14 protein-coding genes are annotated in these 24,816 nt (G+C 40.1%); 12 read left to right on the plus strand and 2 right to left on the minus strand.

Annotated features, from left to right (window positions below; all coding sequences use genetic code 11):
* The first annotated feature begins 242 nt into the window (after positions 1–242).
* The 12 genes from HMPREF1154_RS10540 (at position 243) to ybeY (ending at position 22,420) form a co-directional block, all read left to right on the plus strand.
* Positions 243–12,713, plus strand: coding sequence for a gliding motility-associated C-terminal domain-containing protein (locus HMPREF1154_RS10540; RefSeq protein ID WP_009642583.1), 12,471 nt, complete (start codon positions 243–245; stop codon positions 12,711–12,713).
* Positions 12,714–12,824: 111 nt separating this feature from the next.
* Positions 12,825–13,520, plus strand: a complete 696-nt coding sequence (locus HMPREF1154_RS10545) for a class I SAM-dependent methyltransferase (protein WP_009642593.1) — start codon at positions 12,825–12,827, stop codon at positions 13,518–13,520.
* 127 nt (positions 13,521–13,647) lie between these two features.
* Positions 13,648–14,139, plus strand: coding sequence for a YfbM family protein (locus HMPREF1154_RS10550; protein ID WP_009642587.1), 492 nt, complete (start codon positions 13,648–13,650; stop codon positions 14,137–14,139).
* Positions 14,140–14,173: 34 nt separating this feature from the next.
* A complete protein-coding gene (locus HMPREF1154_RS10555) occupies positions 14,174–15,793 on the plus strand; it encodes an ABC-F family ATP-binding cassette domain-containing protein (RefSeq protein ID WP_009642592.1) in 1,620 nt (539 codons plus the stop codon).
* A gap of 151 nt (positions 15,794–15,944) precedes the next feature.
* Complete coding sequence (locus tag HMPREF1154_RS10560; protein ID WP_050999717.1) at positions 15,945–17,318, plus strand: hypothetical protein; 1,374 nt, start codon at positions 15,945–15,947, stop codon at positions 17,316–17,318.
* A 238-nt stretch (positions 17,319–17,556) separates the two neighbouring features.
* Positions 17,557–17,922 (plus strand): hypothetical protein, encoded by a 366-nt coding sequence (locus tag HMPREF1154_RS10565; protein ID WP_009642594.1) that lies wholly within the window; start codon positions 17,557–17,559, stop codon positions 17,920–17,922.
* A gap of 24 nt (positions 17,923–17,946) precedes the next feature.
* Entirely contained in the window at positions 17,947–18,615 is a 669-nt protein-coding gene (locus HMPREF1154_RS10570) for an SH3 domain-containing protein (protein ID WP_009642585.1), read from the plus strand.
* Between the two features lie 90 nt (positions 18,616–18,705).
* The gene (locus HMPREF1154_RS10575) at positions 18,706–19,131 is read left to right on the plus strand and encodes a hypothetical protein (protein WP_009642582.1); all 426 of its coding nucleotides are present in this window, start codon (positions 18,706–18,708) and stop codon (positions 19,129–19,131) included.
* 118 nt (positions 19,132–19,249) lie between these two features.
* Positions 19,250–19,696 carry a GyrI-like domain-containing protein gene (locus HMPREF1154_RS10580; protein ID WP_009642595.1) on the plus strand — a complete coding sequence of 149 codons (447 nt, stop codon included), beginning with the start codon at positions 19,250–19,252 and terminating at the stop codon, positions 19,694–19,696.
* A gap of 440 nt (positions 19,697–20,136) precedes the next feature.
* Complete coding sequence (locus tag HMPREF1154_RS10585) at positions 20,137–20,913, plus strand: exodeoxyribonuclease III (RefSeq protein ID WP_009642589.1); 777 nt, start codon at positions 20,137–20,139, stop codon at positions 20,911–20,913.
* Positions 20,903–21,943, plus strand: coding sequence for a glycosyltransferase family 9 protein (locus tag HMPREF1154_RS10590; protein WP_009642584.1), 1,041 nt, complete (start codon positions 20,903–20,905; stop codon positions 21,941–21,943). Before HMPREF1154_RS10585 ends, HMPREF1154_RS10590 begins: the two co-directional genes overlap by 11 nt.
* A gap of 60 nt (positions 21,944–22,003) precedes the next feature.
* The gene (gene ybeY / locus HMPREF1154_RS10595) at positions 22,004–22,420 is read left to right on the plus strand and encodes an rRNA maturation RNase YbeY (RefSeq protein WP_009642586.1); all 417 of its coding nucleotides are present in this window, start codon (positions 22,004–22,006) and stop codon (positions 22,418–22,420) included.
* A gap of 55 nt (positions 22,421–22,475) precedes the next feature.
* On the opposite strand, the gene efp is transcribed toward ybeY, so the two are convergent.
* Positions 22,476–23,042, minus strand: coding sequence for an elongation factor P (gene efp, locus HMPREF1154_RS10600; protein ID WP_009642588.1), 567 nt, complete (start codon positions 23,040–23,042; stop codon positions 22,476–22,478).
* A gap of 31 nt (positions 23,043–23,073) precedes the next feature.
* A complete protein-coding gene (gene fumC, locus HMPREF1154_RS10605; RefSeq protein WP_009642591.1) occupies positions 23,074–24,471 on the minus strand; it encodes a class II fumarate hydratase in 1,398 nt (465 codons plus the stop codon).
* Between the last annotated feature and the right edge of the window lie 345 nt (positions 24,472–24,816).

Consider the following 24,816-nt stretch of genomic DNA (forward strand, 5'->3'; position numbering starts at 1 on the left):
ATATTTATCAATAATTATAATATATATATTTTCTAAATAGCGTAAAGATAGAAGTTTTGTATAGTTTATAACGATTATAAATACCTGATAATGAGGCATGAAAAATAATACTTATAAATCCCTTTTTTGGATAACTTCCTTAAATGGTGAATAACTTTTGATAAAAAAGTTTGAAAAAGTATTGGATATTAAAAAAAATGTCCTACTTTTGCACCCGAAAATATCATTAAAATAATTGTAAGATGATAGAAATAAACAAAAAACGGATTATTAATCTATTAACCATTGCAGTACTACTGTTCTCGTCCTTAGGACTTTGGGCGCAGGGCTGTCCCTCCATGCCTGCTCCTGTGTCCTATACAAAAGTAGGAACGGATGTGAAATTTGATGGTAGTAAAATCGCCAAAACAGTAGGTCAAGCCACTGTCAATGGGGTAGTCGTTACTCGTACCCTAGAGAACGATAGAAAACTGGTAGGTACTGACTTAGGTATTAAGTATTCCGATGGAACAGATGCCGTAGGGGATATGAATCCATGTGGGAATAACACCAAAGCAAAGTCTGGATATCCTATTATGGACTCCAATAGGGTGAGAATACTCACCTATAAGTTCAGCAAACCTGTAACAGACATTGAGCTGTTCTTTGCTGAATTTGGGTATAAGCAATTGTCAAACAAAATAGACTATGCGGACATTGAGCTTAGAAGTCATGGAACCGTTGTACCTACGCAGCTCACCATACGTAGTGATTGTGCCAATGGGGCGACAAAAACAACTAAAAATGGTAAAGAGCGATTGGCTTCATTATCAGGAAAGGTTACTGATGTAAAAGCAGGGATCACCTCTACAGAGCCTTTTGATGAAATGATCTTGGTAAACTCAAATGACAACACAGGATATGGATTCTATGTGGAGATCTGTTTGAACTCTATTCAGCCACTCGATATAAGCCAGTGTAATCCAACCAATATAAACAATAACTTTGCAGGGGCAATTTCGGCAACTAAAACCCTTAATGGGGTAGAGGTAGAGCGTGTTCTTGATGCAAATCAATTTGCTAACTTGGGATCTCAAAATTATTGTGGTAGTAGTATAAACTATCCTAATAATTTACCTTATATGTCAGATACAGGGGCTAGAAAACTTACCTATAAGTTCAAAGCACCTGTTACTTCGGCAGAAATTTTCCTATTTGCTTTTGGGGAAAGTACTAAATCCAATGCAGATGCTTATGATGAGGTAAAATTTTCTGTCAATGGAGGAGGGACCATGACTCTTTCCCAAACCTATAACTGTATGCCTACAGGAACGACTGTTAATAGTGGTTCAGGTAAGGTAAGAAGTGCAGATGATAAAAAGATTACTACCGACGTAGGAATTAAGGTTACTTCTACCAAGCCTTTTACAGAAATAGTCTTAGATGACCTTACCCCTTCAGGAACTCGCTCTGGATTAGGGTATTTGGTAGAGATTTGCGCATCTTCTATCACAAAGGCTAATGTTGATAATTTTATCGTCTTGGATGCAGGAGTAAGTAATCTTACTAATCAGACAGTTTGTCAGGGGGAGGCTCCTACCTACAAGGCAAAAGCAGATGCAGGGGCTTTCGCTTCTACAGCTAAATTTGACTATATACTTGAAGCTAAGAAATCAGGTACTACCAATTGGGTAACTGTGGAAACTCAGGCCAATGTTACTCCTGGAACAGTACATACTTTCACTGGAGATGCTCTCAAAACAACAGATTATAATAATGCTAAGGTAAGGGTGAAGTATGTCTATAAGAATTCACTTTTTCCTTCTGTAACAGGAACAGCTTATTCCAATGAGGTTACTCTTACAGTAAAAGATAAGCCTTCTATTACATCACTTACCGCTTCTCCTACTTCCCTTAATGAAACGGGGGCAACCAATATCATTTATACGATTAAGGGTACGCCAGGGGCAACGGTTACCTATAATATCAATGCAGGCACTCCTGAGACCTTAGTACTTGATCCCACCACTGGGGTGAAGACTGTAAATAGAAATGGAGAAACGGCCAAAACTACCTTAACCATTACTAAGGTAGAAAAGACAGGACTATGCTCACGTGAGAACCTTCACTACAAGGCGGAAGTGGATCACGAGGGCAATAACTGTACCAGCTACCCTACTCCTCAGTTTGCAAAGCAGAACAATGCCAAAGCAACTTTCAATGGAGTAGAAGTAACCCGTACAATGGAGGGAACTCCAAACTATTATCCAGCCACTACTTATCCAAGTTACTTCTGTACTCCAACAATTATGGAGGGACACCCTGTGATGAGTACGGATGGATTTAACAAGGTTACCTATACTTTTGCTAAACCTATTACTAAAGTACAGGTATGGCTTTCAGGCTTTGGGGGTACTTTGACTCATACAGATTCTGCCGACTTTGCTATAGATTGTTCTGATGCGAATCTCTCACTCTCTGTAACAGATTGTGATAATACTGCAGAAGCTTCTTTGATTACCAAAAGTGGAAACCAAATTACCTCTATCCCTGGCAAGTATTTCCAAGCTATTGTAAAGGTATCGGCTGATAAGCCTTTTACCAAACTTATAATATCGGGAGGAACTACTTCATTTCAAGCAGGTGGTTACTTGGTAGAACTTTGTCCTACCTCTTTAAATCCTGCGAAAATAAAAGTTACTCAGAATCCAACAGAGATAGCCACTTGTGTAGGAGCGACTGGAAAACGCTTTACAGCCAGAGCTAAGATAGACGGCGTGGCCGCTACTGAGAGCATGAGCTATATATGGCAACAAACTAAGACTCCTACTGTAGAGGCCTCTTGGGTAACTGCCGTGGCTTCTTCGCCTAGTGGTTCTGTAAAGGTAGATGCTTCTACCGAGGCAGGGCTTACCCTCAATGCGATCAAAGCTTCTGATAATGGACTTTACTATAGAGCAGCGTTTACTTTTACCAAGTGTAGTCATACTTTAGAAACAGTATATAGTGAGCCTGCGAAACTGATTGTTCCTTCAGCTTCGGATATTATTACTATAGTGGCAGCACAGCCATCTAATGTTACCACTGCTGACTGTACACAAACTACCAATGTAAGTGCCCAAGGAAAAATAGCAGATGGTTATACTATTAAAAATGTACCTGCAAGAGGGGGTAATATCTTTGGTTACTACTTAGAATTCAAAGATACAGATAATACTTGGAAAACCTATAAAGGACAGCAGTATAGCAACAATCCAAGTAATCACCCTCAGACCTTGAAGATCGTTCATAGTCAAGCTCCTGCAGGAACTACTCACTTTAGGGTAAGATATACGGTGGAGTTAGACAATGGCTGTGACTATACTCTTACTTCCAATGAGTTTACTTTCACTAAGAATCTCCCTGCTGAGCCAGCGATTACCACTTCTCAGACTTTCTGTCAGTCAGATAACAAGACTGTGGGCGACCTTACTACCTTGCCTAACATCAAGTGGTACAACGCTGCCAATGGTGGTAATGTAGTATTGCCTTCAACAGTCATACCAGTAGGAACCAATAGGTATTGGGCTACGACAACTACTAATGGTTGCGAAAGCACTCGTAAGGAGATAGCTGTTACTGTACAGGCTAAACCTAATGCACCTACTGTACAGACTAAGACAGAGTGTCCTGCTACGGGTAACTATGATATGGCAGCATTGGTAACCTCTGCTGTACCTACTGGTCATAGCCTTAAGTGGTATGCTGCAGCTACAGGTAACGCAACTACTGCTTCTACTGTAGATAGAAACAAAACGGCTAAGACAACCTATGAGAAATGGGTGGCTTTGGCAACGTCTCAGGGTTGTGAAAGTGATAGAGTAAAAGTTACTTATATAGTAGATATTACTACTCAACCAACTATTGCAGCACCAGCAGCCAACCTTGCTGTCAACTGTGCAGATTCAGCAGCCACTACCGATGCGGCTGTGAATGCTTGGGCAGCTACAGCAACAGCTACTGTAGGTTGTGGTACAGCTACCATTACCAATGACTACGCAACTGCAAAACCTGCTGACCTTTGCTCTGTAGGTGAGTTCGAGGTAACCTTTACTGTACGCGATGCCTTCGGTAATCAAAAGACAGCGAAGAAGAAGATTACGGTCAACAGACTCATTGCAAACAATGATACAGCAACCGTAGCACGTAGCACAGGAGGAGATATAAATGTACTTTCTAACGATAGCGTAAATGGTGCTCCAGCCACTACAGCCAATGCTGTGGTAAGCATTGTCAATGCTAATGGTACAGGAGCTACTATAACCTCTGATGGCAAGGTACATATCCCAGGGGGTACGCTTCCGCCAGGTACTTATAACATTACTTATAAGATCTGTGATAAGAATAATCCTTCCCTATGTGGTGCTCCAGCTACTATAGCACTTACTGTGAACAATAGTACCATACAGGCTAACAATGATGACCCAGAGACCCTTACTTTTGCTACTTCTGTAGCCTATGCCAAGAATGCTGATAGTTCTACCTTCAATGTATTGGCCAACGATAGGCTCAGTGGCGTAGCACCTAACACTACCCAAGTGGATATCATCCCTGTAACTACTGCTACAGATGTAAGTATAGAGTCCGATGGTAGAATAAAAGTAGCGGCTTCTACACCAGCAGGTGTATATACCCTTACTTATAAGATTAAAGAAAAGAATACAACCAACCAGTCCGCAGTGGCTACTGTAACAGTAAAGGTAAAGAATACCTTGACTGCTACCCCAGCTAGCTTACAGACACCTATTACTCCTTCAGTAGATGCTTCTACACCTAGGGTAGTCGGAGATGTATTGAACCAAACTGCGCTTAACGGAAACAAACCAAATACATCGCAGGTAGGTATTACCGTAACTCAGCATGCTACTCCACCAGTAGCAGGAGACCCTGTGCCAAGTATCAATACCACTACAGGTAAGGTGGAAATCCCTTCAGGGGTGAAACCTGGTACTTATACCATTAAGTATAAGCTATGTGATAAGGTAACACCACAGACCTGCACAGGGGAAGTAACCCTTCCTATCACTGTAGCAGGAGGAAATACAATTGTGGCTCAAAATGATGACTTCTCTACCAACAAGGTAGAACGCTCTAGCTCGGAAGAAGTAGTCAAGAATGGTTCTAATCCTGTAAATGTACTTGCCAATGACAAATTGGATACTCGTACAGGTCTTGATACCAATGTAGTTACTATCACTCAAACCTCTCCAGCATCAGCTGTAAATATAGATACAGCTACTGGTCAGATAAAGGTAGCGGCTAACACCCCAGCAGGTGTATATGAAGTAAAGTATAAGATTACTGAAAAAGGACAAACAACTGCCTCTGGTGAAGCTACAGCTAAAGTAGTGGTAACGAATAAGGTAGAACTTACTCCTGCGACGATCCCTGCCACAGTCAATACACCTAACGATGGCAATGATAAGACCATAGCCAATGTATTGGATAAGGCGAAGATTAACGGAAACACACCTACTATAACTAATGCTACAGTAGAGGTAGTAACTCCTGCTCCTGCAGGCCCAGGCGAAGTTGTACCTTATGTGGATCCAGCCACAGGTAATGTAATCGTTCCTGTAGGTACCAAACCAGGTAACCACCAGATTACCTATAAGGTATGTGATAAGTTGCCAGCAGGACAACAGGCAGCACAAACTTGTAAAACAGCTACCATTACCATCCCTGTTACGGCTAACACTGCTACATCGGCCAATGATGATTACTCAAGCAATCCTGTAGAGTTCTCAAGTACAGCTACCTCTTATGTAAAGAATGGTACTGACGATGCCAATGTACTAAGCAATGACGCTTTGGGTAGCAATACAACTATAACTACCAATTTGGTAGATATTACCCAGACCCATACCTCTCACTCAGGAGTAACTATAGAAACTACTACTGGTAAGGTAAAAGTAGCGCCTAATACCCCAGCAGGAGAATATACGCTCAAGTATAAGATTGCTGAAAAAGGAGGTGGTCCTTCTTCTGCGGAAAGTACTGTGAAAGTAGTAGTGAAGAACAAGCTGACATTAGGTTCAGGTAATGTACCAAGCAGTGTAAAACCTGCCACAGGTAATACCCCTGCCGAAATAGGGGATGTACTTAATGGTACAAAACTCAATGGTGCTACACCTACTATAGGAACAGGTGCTAACCAAGTAACTATTGCAGTAGTAACACCTGCCACCCCACAAGGAAGTAACCCAGTACCAACCCTTGATACCACTACAGGTAAGGTCAAAATCCCTGCAGGAGTACCAGCGGGTCCTTATACCATTAAGTATAAGATCTGTGATAACGCTACAGGTACTGCGCAAAGCTGTAAGGAAAAGACCCTTACCATCAATGTAGCAGCGAACAACCTTACTCCTATAGCTGATGACTATAGTAGCATCAAGGTAGAGAAACCTGCGGCTAATACATTTGTAAACGATGGTACCAATGATGTAAATGTACTAACCAACGATGTGCTCGGCTCACGTACAGGTCTTGATACCAATGTGGTAGAGATTACAGAAGTATACTCTAGCGATCCTACAAATGTAGGTATAGATATAGCTACTGGTAAAGTAAAAGTAGGCCCAGGTGCTACCGCAGGCGAGCATACCATAAGATATACCCTTAAGGAAAAAGGACAATCTGCAGGATCTACTCCAGTAACTGTGAAGGTAACTGTAGCCAATAAGGTAGTGGTGAACCCTATTACTATACCTACAAATCCTTCTGTGGATAGTACAACACCTAAGGAAATAGGTAATGTATTGAATCAAACAACTATCAATGGTAGTACACCAAGCATAAATGATGTAACGATTACCGCTACACCTAGTGCGCCAGGCTCACCTAAGAAGCCTTATATAGATACCACCACTGGTAAGGTGATGATTCCTTCAGGAGTAACTCCAGGTAATCATACTATTACGTATGAAATATGTGATAAGGCGTCTGGATTAGCTAAGACTTGTAAGACAGCTACCGTTACTGTCAATGTAGCATCAAATACCATCACTCCAGCTGATGATGATCTCTCTGCTCACAAGGTAGAACATCCTACAGTGGATACCTTTGTGACTGATGGTACCAATCCAGTAAGTGTACTTACTAATGATAATCTTGGTACCCATACAGGACTTACTACTAACTTGGTAGATATTACACCTACTGTGACCAATCCAAATGTGATTATAGATACAGATTCTGGAAAGGTTAAAGTAAAAGCAAATACTCCAGCAGGTGTATATACCGTCAAGTATAAGATTACCGAAAAAGGACAACCTGCCTCCGCTGCTTCTGCTGAAAAAACAGTGACTGTGGTGGTAACCAACAGCTTGGTAAATGATGATGCTAACTATGGTGGAGCACCTTCTACCACTACTACGCCTGCCGATGGTGGTAATGTATTGGATAATGTTCGTATCAATGGAGCAACTTCCAATCCTTCACCAACTGATGTGGATATTACTATAAATCAGACAGCAGGTAGTGGTACTGTACCATACCTTGAAACATCAGGAGCTGATAAAGGTAAGATAAAACTTCCTCAAGGAACTCCATCGGGTACTTATACTATAAAGTATACTGTATGTGATACAGCCACAGGAGCAGCCCGATCTTGTAAGCAAGCGACTGCAACTGTAGTAGTAAATGCTAATGCAATAATAGCTCAAAATGATATAAATAATAAGGATGTAGAGTTCAATGCCAATACTGCACAAAATGTGAAGACGGCAAGCAATAATGACCTTAATGTATTGGATAATGATAAATTAGGGGCTACTACAGGACTTAATAACACTCAAGTAACTATCCAACCTACCCAGTCAGAGGCTAATATTACTATCCAGCCTGATGGAAAAGTACAAGTAGGAGCTGGTAAAGCAGCGGGTGTATATGAATTGAAATATAAGATTAAGGATAACATCAACCCAACCAATATATCTGGTGAGGCTAAAGTAAAAGTAGTGGTGAAGAACAAACTAACATTTGATCCTTTCCCTGCTACACCAGTGAAACCTTCTACGGATAATACCTCTGCCGACAGAATTGATGTATTGGACAAAACAAAACTCAATGGTAACACACCTACAATCAATGACGTTACTATAGAGGTAACAGATCCAGCTGACCCTCAGTCACTAGGAGATGTAGTTCCAGAACTTGACACTACTACAGGTAAGATAAAAGTGCCAGCAGGTGTAAAACCAGGTACTTATACTATCGAATACAAAGTATGTGATAAGGTTTCTGGTGAAGCAAAAACTTGTAAGACTAATAGTGTTACCTTTACAGTAACAGGTAATACTATAGATGCAGTACAAGATGACTTTACAGCTCACAAGGTAGAACGTTCTAATACGGATGCCTTTGTAAATGATGGTACTGATGATCTAAATGTACTTACTAATGATAAGTTAGGTACACGTACAGGTCTTGATACCGGTGTGGTAACCATCACTCAGACAGATACCACTGAACCTAAGGTAACTATAGATACAACCATAGGTAAGGTGAAAGTAGCGGCTAATGCCCCAGCAGGTACCCATACTGTCAAGTATAAGATTACTGAAAAGGGACAAACAACGGCTTCTAATGAAGTAGAAGTGAAGGTAGTGGTAACTAACAAGATAGAACTTGACCATACAGCAGTTATATCTAATCCTGTAACACCTTCTACTGATCACACTAACCCTAAGGAAATAGGTGATGTACTCGATGGTACAAAACTTAACGGTACAAAACCAACCATAGGAACAGGACCTAACCAAGTTACAGTAACTGTAACTAATCCAGCTACGTCACCAGTACCAGGAGATCCTGTACCACACCTTGATGGCGCTACAGGTAAGGTGAAAATACCTGCAGGAGTGAAACCAGGTAATTATAACATAACCTACAAGGTATGTGATAATGCTACCCCTCAAACCTGTCAGACAACCACTATTACAGTACAAGTACAAGGAAATACTATTACCGCTGAAGAAGATGACTTCTCTGCTTATAAGGTAGAACGTTCCTCTACAGCTGGATTTGTCAAAGATGGCACTAATGATCTCAATGTACTTACTAACGATAAGCTTGCTGATCGTACAGGCCTTGATACAAACGTGGTAACTATTACTCAAACAGCTACTTCTGATCCTAAGGTAACTATTGATACTGCCACAGGTAAGGTAAAAGTAGATGCTGATACTCCAGTAGGTGAGTATACACTTAAGTATACGATTACTGAAAAAGGACAAACAACGGCTTCTAATGAAGTAGAAGTGAAGGTCGTGGTAGTCAACAAGATAGAGCTAACCCCTAATGATGTGGTTTCTAATCCTGTAACACCTTCTACCGATAGTACTACTCCTAAGCAAATCGGAGATGTACTCGATGGTACAAAACTTAATGGAGCAAAACCAACTATAGGAACAGGACCAAACCAAGTTTCTATTACAGTAATCAATCCAGCTACGCCACCAGTAGCAGGAGATCCTGTACCAGAGCTTGATACCACTACAGGTAAGGTGAAAATACCTGCAGGAGTGAAACCAGGTGATTATAACATAACCTACAAGGTATGTGATAATGCAATACCTCAAACTTGTCAGACAACTACCATTACTGTAAAAGTACAAGGTAATACTATAGATGCAGTAGCCGATGATTTTACAGCTCATAAGGTAGAACGTCCTGCAACAGCCACTTTTGTAAATGACGGTACTAACGATGTCAATGTACTCTCTAACGATAAGCTTGGGGCACGTACAGGTCTTGATACAAGTCTAGTAACTATTGCTCAGACAGCAACTACTGATCCTAAGGTAAGTATTGATACTGCCACAGGTAAGGTAAAAGTGGATGCTGATGCACCAGCTGGCGAACATGTACTCAAGTATAAGATTACTGAAAAGGGACAAACAACGGTTTCTAATGAAGTAGAAGTGAAGGTAGTGGTAACCAATAAGGTAGTAAGCAACGATGATACTTATGCAGGTAAGCCGTCTACTAACGCAACCCCTAGACCTATAGGAAATGTATTAGACAATGTACGCTTCAATGGAGCTACCACTAACCCTGCTCCAAACGATGTAACTGTAAGTGTGGTAACTCCTGCTACAGGTACAACCGTACCAAGTCTCATCACCACAGGTACTGATGCTGGTAAGATTGTAGTGCCACAAGGAACCCCAGCAGGTGATTATACCATAGTGTATAAAGTATGTGATAACGCTACAGGAGCAGCTCAGACTTGTAAAACTAATACAGCTACTGTAAAGGTAACAGGTAATGATATAGTAGTTAATCCAACTCCTAAGCGTGTACCTAAGACAGGTGGCTCTGCAGATATACTTGACGATGTGACTATAGGTGGAGATCCTGCTACCAAGGACAATGTAGATATCTCTATCGTAGATGATGGCGGAACAGGTGCTACTATAGATCCTGCCACAGGTAAGATCAACGTACCAGGTGGACTCGCTCCAGGCGAATATACCGTTACTTATAAAGTATGTGAGAAAGGAAGCACTACTAACTGTCAAACAGCTACAATTAACGTAGTAGTACCAGCAGGTGTTCAGCTCACTCCAGATGCCGATGCCACTGTACCTAAGAATGGAGGTGTTGTAGATGTACTTGGTAATGATACTGTAGATGGTAACCCTGCTACCAAAGACAATGTAGATATCTCTATCGTAGATGACGGAGGAACAGGAGCTACTATAGATTCTAATGGTAAGATTGTAATCCCTGACGGAGCAACTCCAGGGGAGCATATCATCCGATACAAAGTATGTGAGAAAGGTACCAATCGTTGTCAGGAAGGTACTGTGAAAGTAGTAGTAGCCCAAGAACATATCTTAGCCAATGCAGATAACTACGAGCAACAATGGTCTGCTACAGAAACAGTAGCTAAGAATGAAAGAGGAGAAGAGGCAAATATACTTGCCAATGACGAATTGGCTTCTAATAGATCGCTCAGCACAAATCTTGTAGATATTGAGCAAGTAGAGGCTTCTTCCGATAAGGTAAGCATAGATACCGCTACAGGTAAAGTGAAGATAGCAGCTGGTGCTCCAGCAGATACCTATACGTTGAAATATACTATTAAGCCTAAAGGTCAAGCTACACCTGTAAGTACTCCTGCTATAGTAACAGTAGTGGTGAAGAACAAGGTAGAAGTTACCGATGATGAGATATCTGGTACACCTTCAGATAGTGACACACCTAATGAAATTGGTAATGTAACTGATAACATAAAGCTTAACGGTCAAAAGCCAAATCCAAGTGATGTTACTATACAAGTAGTGACCCCTGCTGATCCTAAGCGATCAGGTGCCTCTGTACCAATGATAGATACCACTACAGGTAAGATAACTGTAGGTAAGGACGTGCCAAAAGGTGACTACACAATCAGGGTAAAAGTATGTGACAAGGATACACCTGCCACATGTGTAGAGAAGGATTACAAGATCAAGGTAAGACCTAACCAGTCACTCCAAGCAATAGATGACGAGTATACCTTAGGATTTACCATGCGAACAAGCGTTACTACAGGAGGTAGTGTCCTTGATAATGATAAGTTAGCTGATAAGACAAAACTTTCTACAGATGATGTAACAGTGGATCGAACACTAAGAAAAGCACCATTGGTAGTAGATAATGATCTTGTAATAATGAATGAAGATGGGTATATTACTGTAAAACCAGGATTGCCTGAAGGTACTTATACATATTACTATACAATTAGGACTAAGGATAATAGCCAAACTGCTGAAGCTAAAGTAGTGATCCATATTTCTAAATATGTAGCTGCTGATGATTCAATTACTGTAGAAAGACCTTCTAAAGAAGGTGAGGAAACACCTTCTGAAACTAGTGTCTTGGATAATGATAGATTCAATGGGGAAAAACCTGAACCAGGAGCTGTAGATATCACTCTAATAAGTGTCTCTGATTCAGCAGATGGTAAGATAGAGTTGGATACCACTACAGGTAAGATTAAGGTAAAACCAGGTGCTCCTGTAGGCGAACATACTCTCAAGTATAGAGTTTGTCCAAAAGGATCTACTACTGGTTGCCAAGAAGGTGAAGCCAAAGTGACGGTACAACCTAACTTGACCCTTAAGGAACTTACCTTAGACAAGCCTATCAATACTGCCATATCAGAAACCCATACTGATAGTGTATTGAATGGTAGTACGTTAGACGGACAGCCTATCAGCCCATCCGATGTTACTATGGAAATAGTAAATAATGGAGGTATTAATGACGTAACAATCAATGCTGACGGACAGATTACAATACCTAAGGGTGCTCCTTCTGGAACTTACACTATAGAGTACAAGGTGAAATCTAATGCTTATGGTGTAGAGAAGATAGGTAGGGTAACAGTAACCATAACCAATGATGCAGACCTTGAGTTCTATAATGCGATCTCAACTGACGAAGGTAGCCAAAACAATGGATTTATAATCAAGAATATTGATCTATATCCTAACAACAATCTCAAGATATTCAACCGCTACGGTGTCTTGGTATATGAGAAAGACGGCTACACCAATACAGATCCATTCAAGGGCATCTCTACTGGACGCGCTACTGTAAACAAAGACGGTAAGCTACCACAAGGAACTTACTATTACGTCTTAGAATACACCGACGGCCAGAACCAAAAACAACAAAAAGCTGGATGGCTCTATATCAAATAGCCTTTAGCTAATAATAAATGATGAATGACCAATGACTAATGCCCATAGGTATTATTGTCATTGGTCATTAATCATTAACAATTGACAATTAACAATTAATAATTAATAGTCATGTCCCAATTTTACAACCAGATTGCGGAAAAATATGATTTTATCTTTCCGCTATCTCCAGCACATAAGACATTCTTTGCCAGCGAACTCCATGGCAAAACGATCCTTGATGTAGGTGCTGCCACAGGCAACCTTACCGCTTATCTTAGCTCACAAGGCTACGAGGTTACCGCCATAGACCTCAGTGAACGATTGATTGCCAAAGCGGCCGAAAAAGGCGTTACTGTACAGCAACTCAATATGCTTGCTATTGATGAGCTTCCTATGTTTGACAACATTGTTTGTATAGGTAATACACTCCCACACCTCGATAGTAAGACTTCTGTACAGCTTTTTTTACAAAAAGCCTATGGACAACTCACCCAAGGGGGCAAACTCGTCCTACAATTGGTCAATTTTCAAAAATATTTTGCCCAACAACAGGGAGATTATCTCGGTAACCTACCACTGATAGAAAACGATAAGGTGAAGTTTGAGCGCTATTACTACCTCAATGAGGAAGGAAAAATCCGTTTCAAGACCATTTTGGACGATACTATTAAGAATGAAGAGCTGTTGCAACCTATTTTCGCCGACCAGCTTACCCAGTGGCTTACTCAAATAGGGTTTCAAGCCATTAACCTATATGGTAATTTCAAAAAAGATCCTTTTGACAAAGAAAAATCCATGGCACTGATAGTAGCGGCCGTGAAATAAGTTTTATTTTTTTACTTTTCCCTACTCATACTATCTCAAAGGTAGTATCAGTAGGGATTTTTCTCTATTTACTTTTCACAATTCACTCAAAAAAAATCCGTATATTTGCACTTTAAAACAATACCTTATGGCACGATTAGGAATGCTTTACGCCATCACTGATGAAGTGTTAGCCCAATTAGAAGCACAAGATATAGACCAGATGTACGACTATATGCTTGAAGAAATAGAAGAAGAACTGTTTGATACTCCCGAAGCCTTTGAACTAGACAAAGCGTGGGAAGGAATCCATTATTGTCTTTGTGAGGGAGATTGGTATAAAGAAGAGGGAATAGCCCCCGACATTATTTTTGGAGGAGAACTTCTTTTAGATGAAGATGATAATGTGATCTTCTTGAAAACTCCTGAAAAAATCAAAGAAATAGTCAACTATATTCAAGAAAATCCTATTGAAGAGACCCTCAAAAATAATTTTGATAAAATCCCTGAAGAAGAATATACGCTTCCCAAAGATGAGGACAATCTCAACTATTTGTTAGGCTGGAGCGAAGGACTTTTAGAGTTCTATAAAAATGCTTTAGAGAAGCAACTCAACGTTATATTTACCGTAGATCTTTAAATAACAATTAATCATTAAACATTAATCATTAACAATGTTATCAGTATCCAATTTATCCGTACAATTCGGCAAGCGCGTCCTCTTCGATGAGGTCAATGTAACCTTTACACAAGGCAACTGCTACGGCATCATCGGTGCCAATGGAGCAGGCAAATCTACTTTTTTGAAAATCCTTTCAGGCAAGCAGGAACCTACTTCTGGGCGTGTCATCCTCGAACCTGGCAAGCGTATGTCGGTACTCGAACAAGACCACTATGCCTATGACGACTATACGGTACTTGACACCGTGATTATGGGCAACAAAGTCCTCTCCAAAATCAAAAAAGAGATGGACGACCTCTATGCAGACTATTCCGATGAACATGCCGAACGTATTGGTGAGCTACAAATGCAGTTTGATGAGATGAACGGATGGAATGCTGAGAGCGATGCGGCCGCTCTGCTCTCCAACTTGGGTATCTCCGAGGATATGCACTATACCCTCATGTCCGAAATGGACGGCAAGCTCAAAGTACGTGTACTTCTTGCACAAGCCCTCTTCGGCAACCCCGATGTACTAATCATGGACGAGCCTACCAACGACCTAGACTTTGAGACCATCGGCTGGTTGGAGAACTTTTTGGCAAATTATGAAAATACAGTGATTGTCGTTTCCCACGACCGCCACTTCCTCGATGCTGTTTGTACCCATATCTCGGATATTGACTTTGGAAAAATCAATCATTATTCGGGTAACTATACTTTCTGGTACGAAAGTAGTCAGTTGGCAGCCCGTCAGCGTGCCCAGCAGAACAAAAAGGCGGAAGAGAAAGCCAAAGAGTTGCAGGAGTTTATCGCGCGCTTTAGTGCCAATGTGGCCAAATCAAAACAGGCAACCTCTCGTAAGAAGATGTTGGAGAAACTCAATATTGAGGAAATCAAACCGTCCTCTCGTCGTTATCCTGCCATCATCTTTGACCGCGACCGTGAGGCGGGCGACCAAATCCTACATGTGGAAAACCTCGCTGCGTCTGTGGACGGACAGGTATTGTTTAAGAATGTGGATATCAATTTGGCCAAAGACGACAAAGTAGCCGTGATTTCTAAAGATTCGCGTGCCACCACTGCCTTTTATGAGATTCTCAACGGCAACCTCAAGCCTGATGCGGGTACCTTTGCATGGGGGATTACCACCTCACAGTCCTATCTACCCGTGGATAACTCCGATTACTTCACTCAAGATCTTTCTTTAGTGGATTGGTTGCGCCAATGGGCAAAAACAGAGGAAGAGCGCGAGGAAGTATATGTACGCGGGTTCTTGGGCAAGATGCTTTTCAGTGGCGAGGAAGCCCTCAAAAACTGCAAAGTGCTCTCAGGAGGCGAGAAAGTGCGCTGTATGCTTAGCCGTATGATGATGTTGCGCGCCAATGTGCTAATGCTCAACGAACCTACCAACCACTTGGATTTGGAGAGCATCACCGCCTTCAACAACTCGCTAAAGAACTTCAAAGGCACTGTGCTTTTTACCACCCATGACCACGAATTTTCACAAACCGTTGCCAATCGTATCATCGAGCTCACCCCCAGTGGCATCATAGACCGCTATATGACCTTTGATGAGTATATGGACGACAAGAATATTCAAGAATTGAGGGAGAAAATGTACCGAGGGTAGTGACCAATGACTAGTGACCAGTGACAAATAACACTTTGGCAAAGTTCGTTGTATAAAAGGAGATTAGATGAGCTTTGCCAGAGTTTTTTTCCAAAATCTAAAAAAGTAAATAGTTTTGGCTAGATAAAAGAAGAATTAAACCAAGTATAAGATGAATTTAAATCAGTGTGTCTCAATAACTAATTCCATAGAAGAACTATTATCTTTGGATATTGATAAAACAATAGCTAATTTCTATAAAAATGAGCAAAATATAAGTAAGATACAGATTGATCAATTAAATATTGGGTATTTTATTTCTTTGACAAAAAGAGTTTTAAAACAAATAAGAGAGGAGATTGATCGTGAGGGATTTATTTTGCCATATAATTATAATATACCTGATGTAGGACAATATAATTTACATCAAGTTATAAATAATTTAAAATCATATATAGTCAATAATCAATTATCAGATGCTGAAAAATTTTTATTTTGGCTTATTCAATATACTTTACAAAATGGTTTTTATGATAAATCAAAATACAAATTTTACCCTCTTGAAGAGATAGATTTCTCAGAAAGAAATAATAAATTATCTCTATTAGAGACTAATTTGAATAATTTAAAGGCTCATTATGATGAATTATTAGAAAATATTAAATCTGCCACCGAGGAAATTAATAGTTATTATTCTCAAAAACAAACAGAATTAAGAGGAATAGAAGCTAATCTTACTAGCGCAAGAAATGATGCTAAAGAAATAGCAGATTTACTTAGTGATTCGAATGTAAATAAAGCCAAAATAGATAGTATATTAGAACAAGTTGAAAAGGAAAAAGAGAGAATAGAAAACCTTAACAAAGAATCAAAAACTACATTTACTGGTCTTAAAGATAGTTATACAGAATTATTAGAACAACTTGAAGAAAAAAATAAACTTTATAAGTCTCAAAATGATGAATTTGAAAAGCGTCTTTCTTTTGTAAAGGATAAAGAAGATTATTTTGAGGAAAGAAATGAATATTTAGATGCTCTTATAGGAAGAGAAGTAGGAGCTTCATTATTTGAAACATTCAAACAACGAAAAACAGAACTAAATCGACCTCTTGAATTTTGGAAATGGGCAGTAATTATTATAGGAATATTAACTTTTGGTATTGTGTTAGCTATTTTTACTAATATTTTTGGTTGGTTAGGTGAAATACCTAAAACATATTCTTGGGAAATAATAGTTGTAAATTTCATAAAAACTATTCCTTTCTTTTTTCTATTATATTATACAATTGCTCAATATAATAAAGAAAGAAACTACCAAGAAGAGTATGCTTTCAAATCTGCTACTGCTTTAACAATAAAGGCTTATGCTGATATTTTAAAAACAGAAGAGAATAAAGATCAATTAATTCTTCGTTCAGTATATAATGTCTATAGAAATCCTATTTCAGGAAATAAAAATATGTCTCATAAAGATGTAAATGGTATAAATGATTTTTTCGGAGAGGTAGTTGATAAAGTTGCTGACACTTTAGTAAGGAAAAAATAGTGTATTTATTTTAAACAATTTAACATCAACCCCGAATATTGCAATATCAACCCCAAAAAGACTAATATTAACTCAATAGAAACCAAAATTAAGTCCGTAGGACACAATATAAAGTAGAAATATACTAAAATTATTTGTTTAACCATTAAAAAAGACAAGAAAATGGCAACAAGATTTATTTCATTCGAAAAATTCAAGAATAAGTCCTTGTTTTTGAAAATTTAGTATTGATTAAACTATGGAAAAGACAAAAGTATCTCTAACAAGTTTCAAAGAATTTTCGCCTGATGAAATCCCTAGTTGGGTAATAAATGTCATTATAAGCGATACAGATAAGGAATATAGCAAATTTAGCGAACCTATCTTTGAAATTCTTCAGCCAAGAGCTGAAAAAACAATATTTGAATTGAAAAATCCTGTACATGTTAGGGATGTAAGCTTTATAGAAGAAGATAAGGATACAATATCTTACCATTTATGGGATAAAATAAACGAATTAGCAAGACTAAAAGGCAAAGGTGCTACTCTAAGAGCTGTAGTTAAGGACTTATATGGGAATGAGTACACCTCTAATGAAATAAATATTGATGATTTTTTTATTTAATTGAACAATCAAAAAAAATAGACTATGCAGCGAATGGTATTCTTATTTCTATTAATTTCTCAGTGTGCCTTTGGTCAGTTCTTTGTGGTAAAGGACAAAGATGGTTATGTAAATATCCGTGAAAAGGAAAGCGTCAAAAGTAAAATACTGGGGACACTCCCTAATAATAAACTTGTTTATATATTTCATGCTGATGAAGATATAAGTAAGTGGTATTACATAGATAAAGGGTATATTCATAACAGCAGACTGAAACCTACTTATACATTTCTTTCCATTAAGAAAGAAAAAGAAAGCGATAATGCCATTACTTTTTCAGGTATGGGAATTCGTGTAGAGCTTACTGCTCAAAAATACGATAAGAAAAAACATACCTTTACCAAAGAAAACAAAGGCGACCATTACGAATACAAAATAGATGGAAAACCTTTTGAAGGAACTGATGGCTCTGAGCCAGAGACGGAATATAAGAATTTTGTGGTGAGTATTAATGGCAAACAAGTGAATATTCCTAAAAGTGCTTATAGTGATATGTATGTACCTGCCTTTAGTGAAACATCCGTTTATTATGACAAAGAAGACGATATTATCTATATAGAGGCTCAAAATGGTACAGGAGCAGGGGGCTATGATGTTTGTTGGCAGATCGTAAAGGGTGTTTATAAAACAAGAGAGGTAGGGTATTTTAATTAAAAGGAAGAAAAACCCTAACTTTTAGAGAGTATCGGCAAGTTTGTAAGGAGTTAAAGAGAATTTATTAAAAACTATTTAAATAAAAAGAAAATGACAAAGAATATTACTATTTGGATCTTTAGCGTATTGTTTTTACTGATTACTTGCGTAGGTATCAATGATTTTTGTCATACAATGACCTACAATGAAGCGTATATCGGCAGCCATTTTGGAGCAGGAGGACTGATTTATTTCAAAAATTATCCTTTGGCATTAGCTATTTTATTCGGTATTACCGTATTCTTGCCTCCTATAAGTGTTATTACGGTGTTGTTGTTTCGCAAAAAGGTCGCCACTTCTATAATGATGTGCGCACTTGTAGCAATGTTGCTTTTAGACGTTTATACCTTTTGCTTTCGTCAGCGTTGGCAATTATTAGGGGAGCAAACCTCTATATATGATGTAGTCATATTAGGGATTTTTCTTTTATACTACCTATATCTTTTGTTGTTAAAGAGAAAACACATCATTAAGTAACACAAATTTGCTCTTCGGATTGCATTTCGTAGGTAAAAAAACTAACTTTTAGAGAATATCGGCAAGTTAGTAAGAAGCTAAAAGAGAATTTGTTAAAAATTATTCAAATACAAAGAAAATGAAAATCATAGGAATCAGCGTACGCACTACCAATCAGAACGGACAAGCGATGCAAGACATCGGGAACCTTTGGCAACGCTTTTTTAGTGAGCAACTTTTGGCAAAAATTCCCAATAAGGTAAGCGATGCTATTTACAGCATCTACACCGATTACCAGAAGGACTATACTGAGCCTTACACTTGTATGATAGGAGTGGAAGTTACCACGCTCAGCACGATTCCCGACGGCTTAGAGGGCAGGGAGTTCCCTCAGCAAACCTTTCAAAAGTTTGTAGCCAAAGGTGTCATGCCTCAGGCAGTAGGGGCGATGTGGCAATATATTTGGGATCATGACGCCACGCTCAATCGTACTTATGTATATGACTATGAACGCTACACCGAGAAGTCTCAGCAAGGAGATGCTTCTGAAGTAGCTATTTTTATAGGCGTAAAAGAGAACAAATAACCCTAATTCCTATGACGAAGTCTATATAGGTAGCCATTTTGGAGCAGGGGGACTGATTTATTTTAAAGATTATCCTTTATTATTAGCTGTTCTATTTGGTATTACGGTATTCTTGCCGCCTATAAGTGTTGTTATGGTACTATTCTTTCGCAACCTTTTGCTTCCGCAATCGCTGGCAATTATTAGGCGAACAAACCTCTATATTTGATATAATAATCTTAGGAATCTTTCTTTTATACTACTTATACCTTTTGTGGCTAAAGAGGGTTGTTATATCATTCTTTCTGTGAAAATCCGTGTTTCACATACCCAGCTGTGAGCACTCGCTGGCTTTGTGGGAGAAAAATATAATTTTGCTTGCGTTGAATTCACGTTAATTATTTACAAAAAACAAATTGCGAGATTTGAGTCAGCAAATTAACAAATGAATAAATTGTCTTATGAAAATATTTTCTTATAATGTAAATGGACTTCGTGCCGCCATGACCAAAGGTTTCGTGGAGTGGCTCTCTGCTGCTAGTCCCGATGTGATCTGCTTGCAGGAAATTAAAGCCTTGGAAAGCCAAATAGGCTTGGCTCCTTTGGAGGCAGCAGGCTACACCTATCATTATTTCCACTCGGCTGAGAAGAAAGGATACAGCGGAGTGGCAATTCTCTCCAAGATCCAGCCTACTCATGTGGAAATAGGCTCAGGAATAGACTATATGGACAAGGAAGGGCGTATCCTCCGTGCTGATTATGGCGACCTCTCGGTTATGAGCCTATACTTACCCTCAGGAACAAATATTGACCGATTGGATCATAAACTACAGTTTATGGCTGATTTTCAGCAGTATATCAATACACTCAAGCAGACGCGTCCCAACCTTGTTATCTGTGGGGATTACAATATCTGTCATGAGGCGATTGATATTCACGACCCTGTCCGCAATGCCAATGTATCTGGCTTCTTGCCAGTGGAGCGCAAGTGGCTGGACGACTTTCTCAAGAGTGGGTTTGTGGATAGCTTTCGCTTTTTTAACAAAGAACCGCATAACTACTCTTGGTGGAGCTACCGTGCCAATGCCCGTAACAATAACAAGGGTTGGCGTATAGACTACTGCTTGGTAGCCAAGCCCTTGGCCTCTCGTATGGTAAGAGCCGCTATATTGCCAGAGGCTAAGCACAGTGACCATTGTCCTATCTTAGTTGAAATCCGCTCAGCCGATGAAAAATAACGCCTCCGACCACTTGCTGGTCATTCGTCTCTCTGCCATGGGCGATGTGGCAATCTCTTTGCCTATGCTCAATGCACTTACTGCACAGTACCCACAGCTTACACTTACCATCCTTACCCGCCCGCTCTTTGCACCCCTCTTTGCCCACCTGCCCCGCACCACGGTTTTTCCTATAGATACCAAGGGTGCTCACAAGGGCATCCGAGGCCTCTATCGGTTATTTAGGGCATTGAGAGGGCAGGGGATTACCCAAGTGGCCGACTTGCACAATGTACTCAGGACAAATATCTTAAAGTTTTTTTTCTCCTTTACTGCTATTCCTTTTGTGCAAATAGACAAGGGCAGACGAGAAAAGAAAGCACTCACCCGTAGTAAAAATAAGATTTTTACACCTCTATTACCTTCTTATAAGCGGTATGCAGCGGTATTCGAGCGCTTAGGCTACCCCATTGTATGGGATAAGGACTATTTCTCCCCCAAGCCAGCCCTTACAGAGCCGATTAAGGCGCTACTAAGTGCTGATACCAATATAGGTATTGCTCCTTTTGCCTCTCACAAGGGCAAGGAATACCCTTTTGAACAAATGAAAGAGGTTATAGCAGCACTCTCCGAGTGCTATCCCAAGAGCAAACTGTTTATTTTCGGTGGGGGAGCAAGAGAAAAAGCATTGGTGGATACCTTGCCCACTTATCCCAATGTAGAACCCATGGTAGGCAGGCTTACCTTTGCGGAGGAGTTGGCCTTGATCGCCCACTTAGACCTTATGCTGGCTATGGACAGTGGCAATGCCCACTTGGCGGCCAACTATGGGGTGCCCACCCTCACCCTATGGGGGGTTACACACCCTTATGCTGGTTTTGCCCCCTACGGACAGCCTCAGGAGTATTGCCTTGTGGCCGACCGCCGTCAGTACCCCTTGGTGCCTACTTCAGTTTTTGGAAACAAATATCCCGAAGGTTATGAAAAATCCATAAAAACCATTTCTTTACAAGATATTTTACGTAATATTGCCGCTATTTTAGAAAAATAAATTAGTCTCTTTTCAGACTTTTTTTATACTTTTGCTTTAGAAAAATCGCTTTTATACTATATGATACATTTTTTTTATGAGCTTCCTTTTGAATTGCCACAGGAAGAAGCCGATTTCCGTCGTTGGGTGCAACTCATCATTGCCTCTGAACGCAAAAAAGAAGGGGATATCAACTATATCTTTTGCGATGATACCTACTTGCACAAGATTAATGTAGATTATTTGCAGCATGATACCTTGACGGACATCATTACTTTTGACTATGGCAAGGATAACCTGCTCTCAAGTGACATCTATATCTCTATAGATCGCGTGCGGGAGAATGCCCAGTCCTATGGGGTGGATTTCTCCGCGGAGCTACTCAGGGTAATGGCGCATGGAATCCTGCACCTATGTGGCTATAAGGATAAAACCGACGAAGAATCCCAACAGATGCGAGAGAAAGAAGAAGAGAAAATGACACTTTTCTTAAAATAGAAAAAACCTTTGAGCCACTATGGCTCAAAGGTTCTCTTATGCTAAGGGAGGAAAACTAGTCCTTCATACGTTCTACGTAGGTACCCTTCTCAGTTTCTACTTTGATACGGTCTCCTTCGTTGATAAAGAGCGGTACATTTACAATAGCACCTGTCTCTACCGTTGCAGGCTTGGTGGCATTGGTAGCTGTATTTCCTTTTACCCCTGGTTCTACATGAGTTACAGTAAGAATCACATTGGCAGGCATCTCCACTGAAAGGGGCGTTTCATCTTCGGCATTGAATATAATCATTACCACTTCCCCTTCTTTGAGTAAGTCTGGGTAGTCCAACATATCACGGCGGATATGCACTTGGTTAAAGTCCTCTACGTTCATGAATACAAGCTCTTCGCCCTCTGGGTAGAGATATTGGAACGAACGTGTCTCCACACGTACATCGTCTATCTTGTGCCCGGCAGAGAAAGTGTTGTCAATGGTTTTTCCTGTGGTAACACTCTTGAGTTTTGTTCTCACAAAAGCAGGCCCTTTCCCAGGCTTCACATGGAGAAATTCGATGATTTTGTAAATGTCATGGTTGAAACGGATACATAATCCTTTTTTAATATCAGCTGTACTTGCCATATTTATTTAAATATATTTATTTGTTTACTAATTACTTAAGGCTTCCTACCATATCCTCAGGGCGCACCCAAGCATCGAATTCCTCTGGGGTTACATAGCCCAAGCGGATTGCTTCTTCGCGTAGGGTTGTGCCATTCTTATGAGCGGTATTGGCGATTTCAGCCGCTTTGTAGTAGCCTATCTTGGTGTTAAGGGCGGTAACAAGCATTAGGCTATTGTTAACCAACTCTTTGATACGTGCATAGTTAGGCTCAATACCTGAAGCGCAGTGCTCTTCGAAACTTACAGCGGCATCCCCGATAAGGCGGGCGGACTGTAGGAAGTTAGCACAGATCACAGGCTTGAACACATTTAGTTCATAATGCCCTTGGGTAGCCCCTACACTGATGGCTACATCATTACCCATCACCTGAGCAGCAACCATCGTAACAGCTTCACACTGAGTAGGGTTTACTTTTCCTGGCATGATAGAGCTACCTGGTTCATTGGCAGGAATCAAGATTTCCCCGATACCACTACGAGGGCCAGAGGCCATAAGGCGGATATCGTTGGCTATTTTGTTAAGTGATACGGCGATTTGCTTGAGCGCTCCGTGAGACTCTACCATGGCATCGTGAGCGGCCAAGGCTTCAAACTTGTTCTGAGCCGTTACAAAAGGAAGCCCAGTGAATTGAGCTATATATTTGGCTACCACCACATCGTATCCCTTAGGCGTATTGATACCTGTACCTACAGCAGTACCACCCAAGGCCAATTCGCTTAGGTGTGCAAGGGTATTTTTCAGTGCTTTGATACCATGTTCTATTTGGGATACATAGCCAGAGAACTCCTGACCGAGGGTAAGGGGAGTGGCGTCCATAAGGTGGGTACGTCCTATTTTTACCACATCTTTGAAAGCCTCTGATTTTTTCTGTAGGGTATTTTTGAGTTTTTCAAGACCAGGGATGGTAGTCTCCACTACCATTTTGTAGGCTGCGATATGCATACCAGTAGGGAAGGTGTCGTTGGAGGACTGTGATTTGTTCACATCGTCATTGGGCTGGAGCACTTTTTCTCCTTCGCCTATTTTTCTCCCTGCCAGAAGCTGAGCGCGGTTGGCGATCACCTCATTTACATTCATATTGGACTGAGTACCAGAGCCTGTTTGCCAGATGACCAAAGGGAATTGATCGTCCAATTTGCCTTCTAAGATTTCGTCACATACTTTAGCTATTAAGTCTCGTTTTTCTTCGGAGAGTACGCCCAACTCGAAATTGGCATAGGCGGCCGCTTTCTTTAAGTAGGCAAAGCCATAGATCACTTCCTTAGGCATAGAGGCAGGCGCCCCTATTTTGAAGTTGTTACGAGAACGTTCTGTTTGTGCCCCCCATAGCTTATCGGCAGGCACTTTCACTTCACCCATGGTGTCTTTTTCAATACGATATTCCATTTGGTATATAGTTTTAATGGTTTTTTTTCCAAGATAAAAAAGCATCAGTTTTTCATGACACAAAAGTATATTTTTTTTCTTAGACCACCAAATTTTTTTCAAATATTTTTATTTCTAATATTCTCTTACTCAAGTTTCGCAAGCTGTTTTTCAAAATCCCCTTAGTTCCTCCCCTAGCCCCTTTCGAAGGAGGGGAGAATTAGTGTGTTTATGCAGTGTAGCTTCTTTGTATAAGTCTTAATTTAAGTTTCGCAAGCTCTATAACTTACAGATTCTCAAAACATCCCCCCTACCCCCCCTCAAGGGGGGAGTTAGTAAGTAGTAGAGGTTCAATAAGTTATAGAA

The organism is Capnocytophaga sp. CM59 (assembly GCF_000293175.1).
Classification (GTDB): Bacteria; Bacteroidota; Bacteroidia; order Flavobacteriales; family Flavobacteriaceae; genus Capnocytophaga; species Capnocytophaga granulosa.

Coding starts and splice junctions, on each gene's coding strand:
- HMPREF1154_RS10540 (WP_009642583.1), top strand. CDS start 243: ATGATAGAAATAAACAAAAAACGGATTATTAATCTATTAACCATTGCA.
- HMPREF1154_RS10545 (WP_009642593.1), top strand. CDS start 12,825: ATGTCCCAATTTTACAACCAGATTGCGGAAAAATATGATTTTATCTTT.
- HMPREF1154_RS10550 (WP_009642587.1), top strand. CDS start 13,648: ATGGCACGATTAGGAATGCTTTACGCCATCACTGATGAAGTGTTAGCC.
- HMPREF1154_RS10555 (WP_009642592.1), top strand. CDS start 14,174: ATGTTATCAGTATCCAATTTATCCGTACAATTCGGCAAGCGCGTCCTC.
- HMPREF1154_RS10560 (WP_050999717.1), top strand. CDS start 15,945: ATGAATTTAAATCAGTGTGTCTCAATAACTAATTCCATAGAAGAACTA.
- HMPREF1154_RS10565 (WP_009642594.1), top strand. CDS start 17,557: ATGGAAAAGACAAAAGTATCTCTAACAAGTTTCAAAGAATTTTCGCCT.
- HMPREF1154_RS10570 (WP_009642585.1), top strand. CDS start 17,947: ATGCAGCGAATGGTATTCTTATTTCTATTAATTTCTCAGTGTGCCTTT.
- HMPREF1154_RS10575 (WP_009642582.1), top strand. CDS start 18,706: ATGACAAAGAATATTACTATTTGGATCTTTAGCGTATTGTTTTTACTG.
- HMPREF1154_RS10580 (WP_009642595.1), top strand. CDS start 19,250: ATGAAAATCATAGGAATCAGCGTACGCACTACCAATCAGAACGGACAA.
- HMPREF1154_RS10585 (WP_009642589.1), top strand. CDS start 20,137: ATGAAAATATTTTCTTATAATGTAAATGGACTTCGTGCCGCCATGACC.
- HMPREF1154_RS10590 (WP_009642584.1), top strand. CDS start 20,903: ATGAAAAATAACGCCTCCGACCACTTGCTGGTCATTCGTCTCTCTGCC.
- ybeY (WP_009642586.1), top strand. CDS start 22,004: ATGATACATTTTTTTTATGAGCTTCCTTTTGAATTGCCACAGGAAGAA.
- efp (WP_009642588.1), bottom strand. CDS start 23,042: ATGGCAAGTACAGCTGATATTAAAAAAGGATTATGTATCCGTTTCAAC.
- fumC (WP_009642591.1), bottom strand. CDS start 24,471: ATGGAATATCGTATTGAAAAAGACACCATGGGTGAAGTGAAAGTGCCT.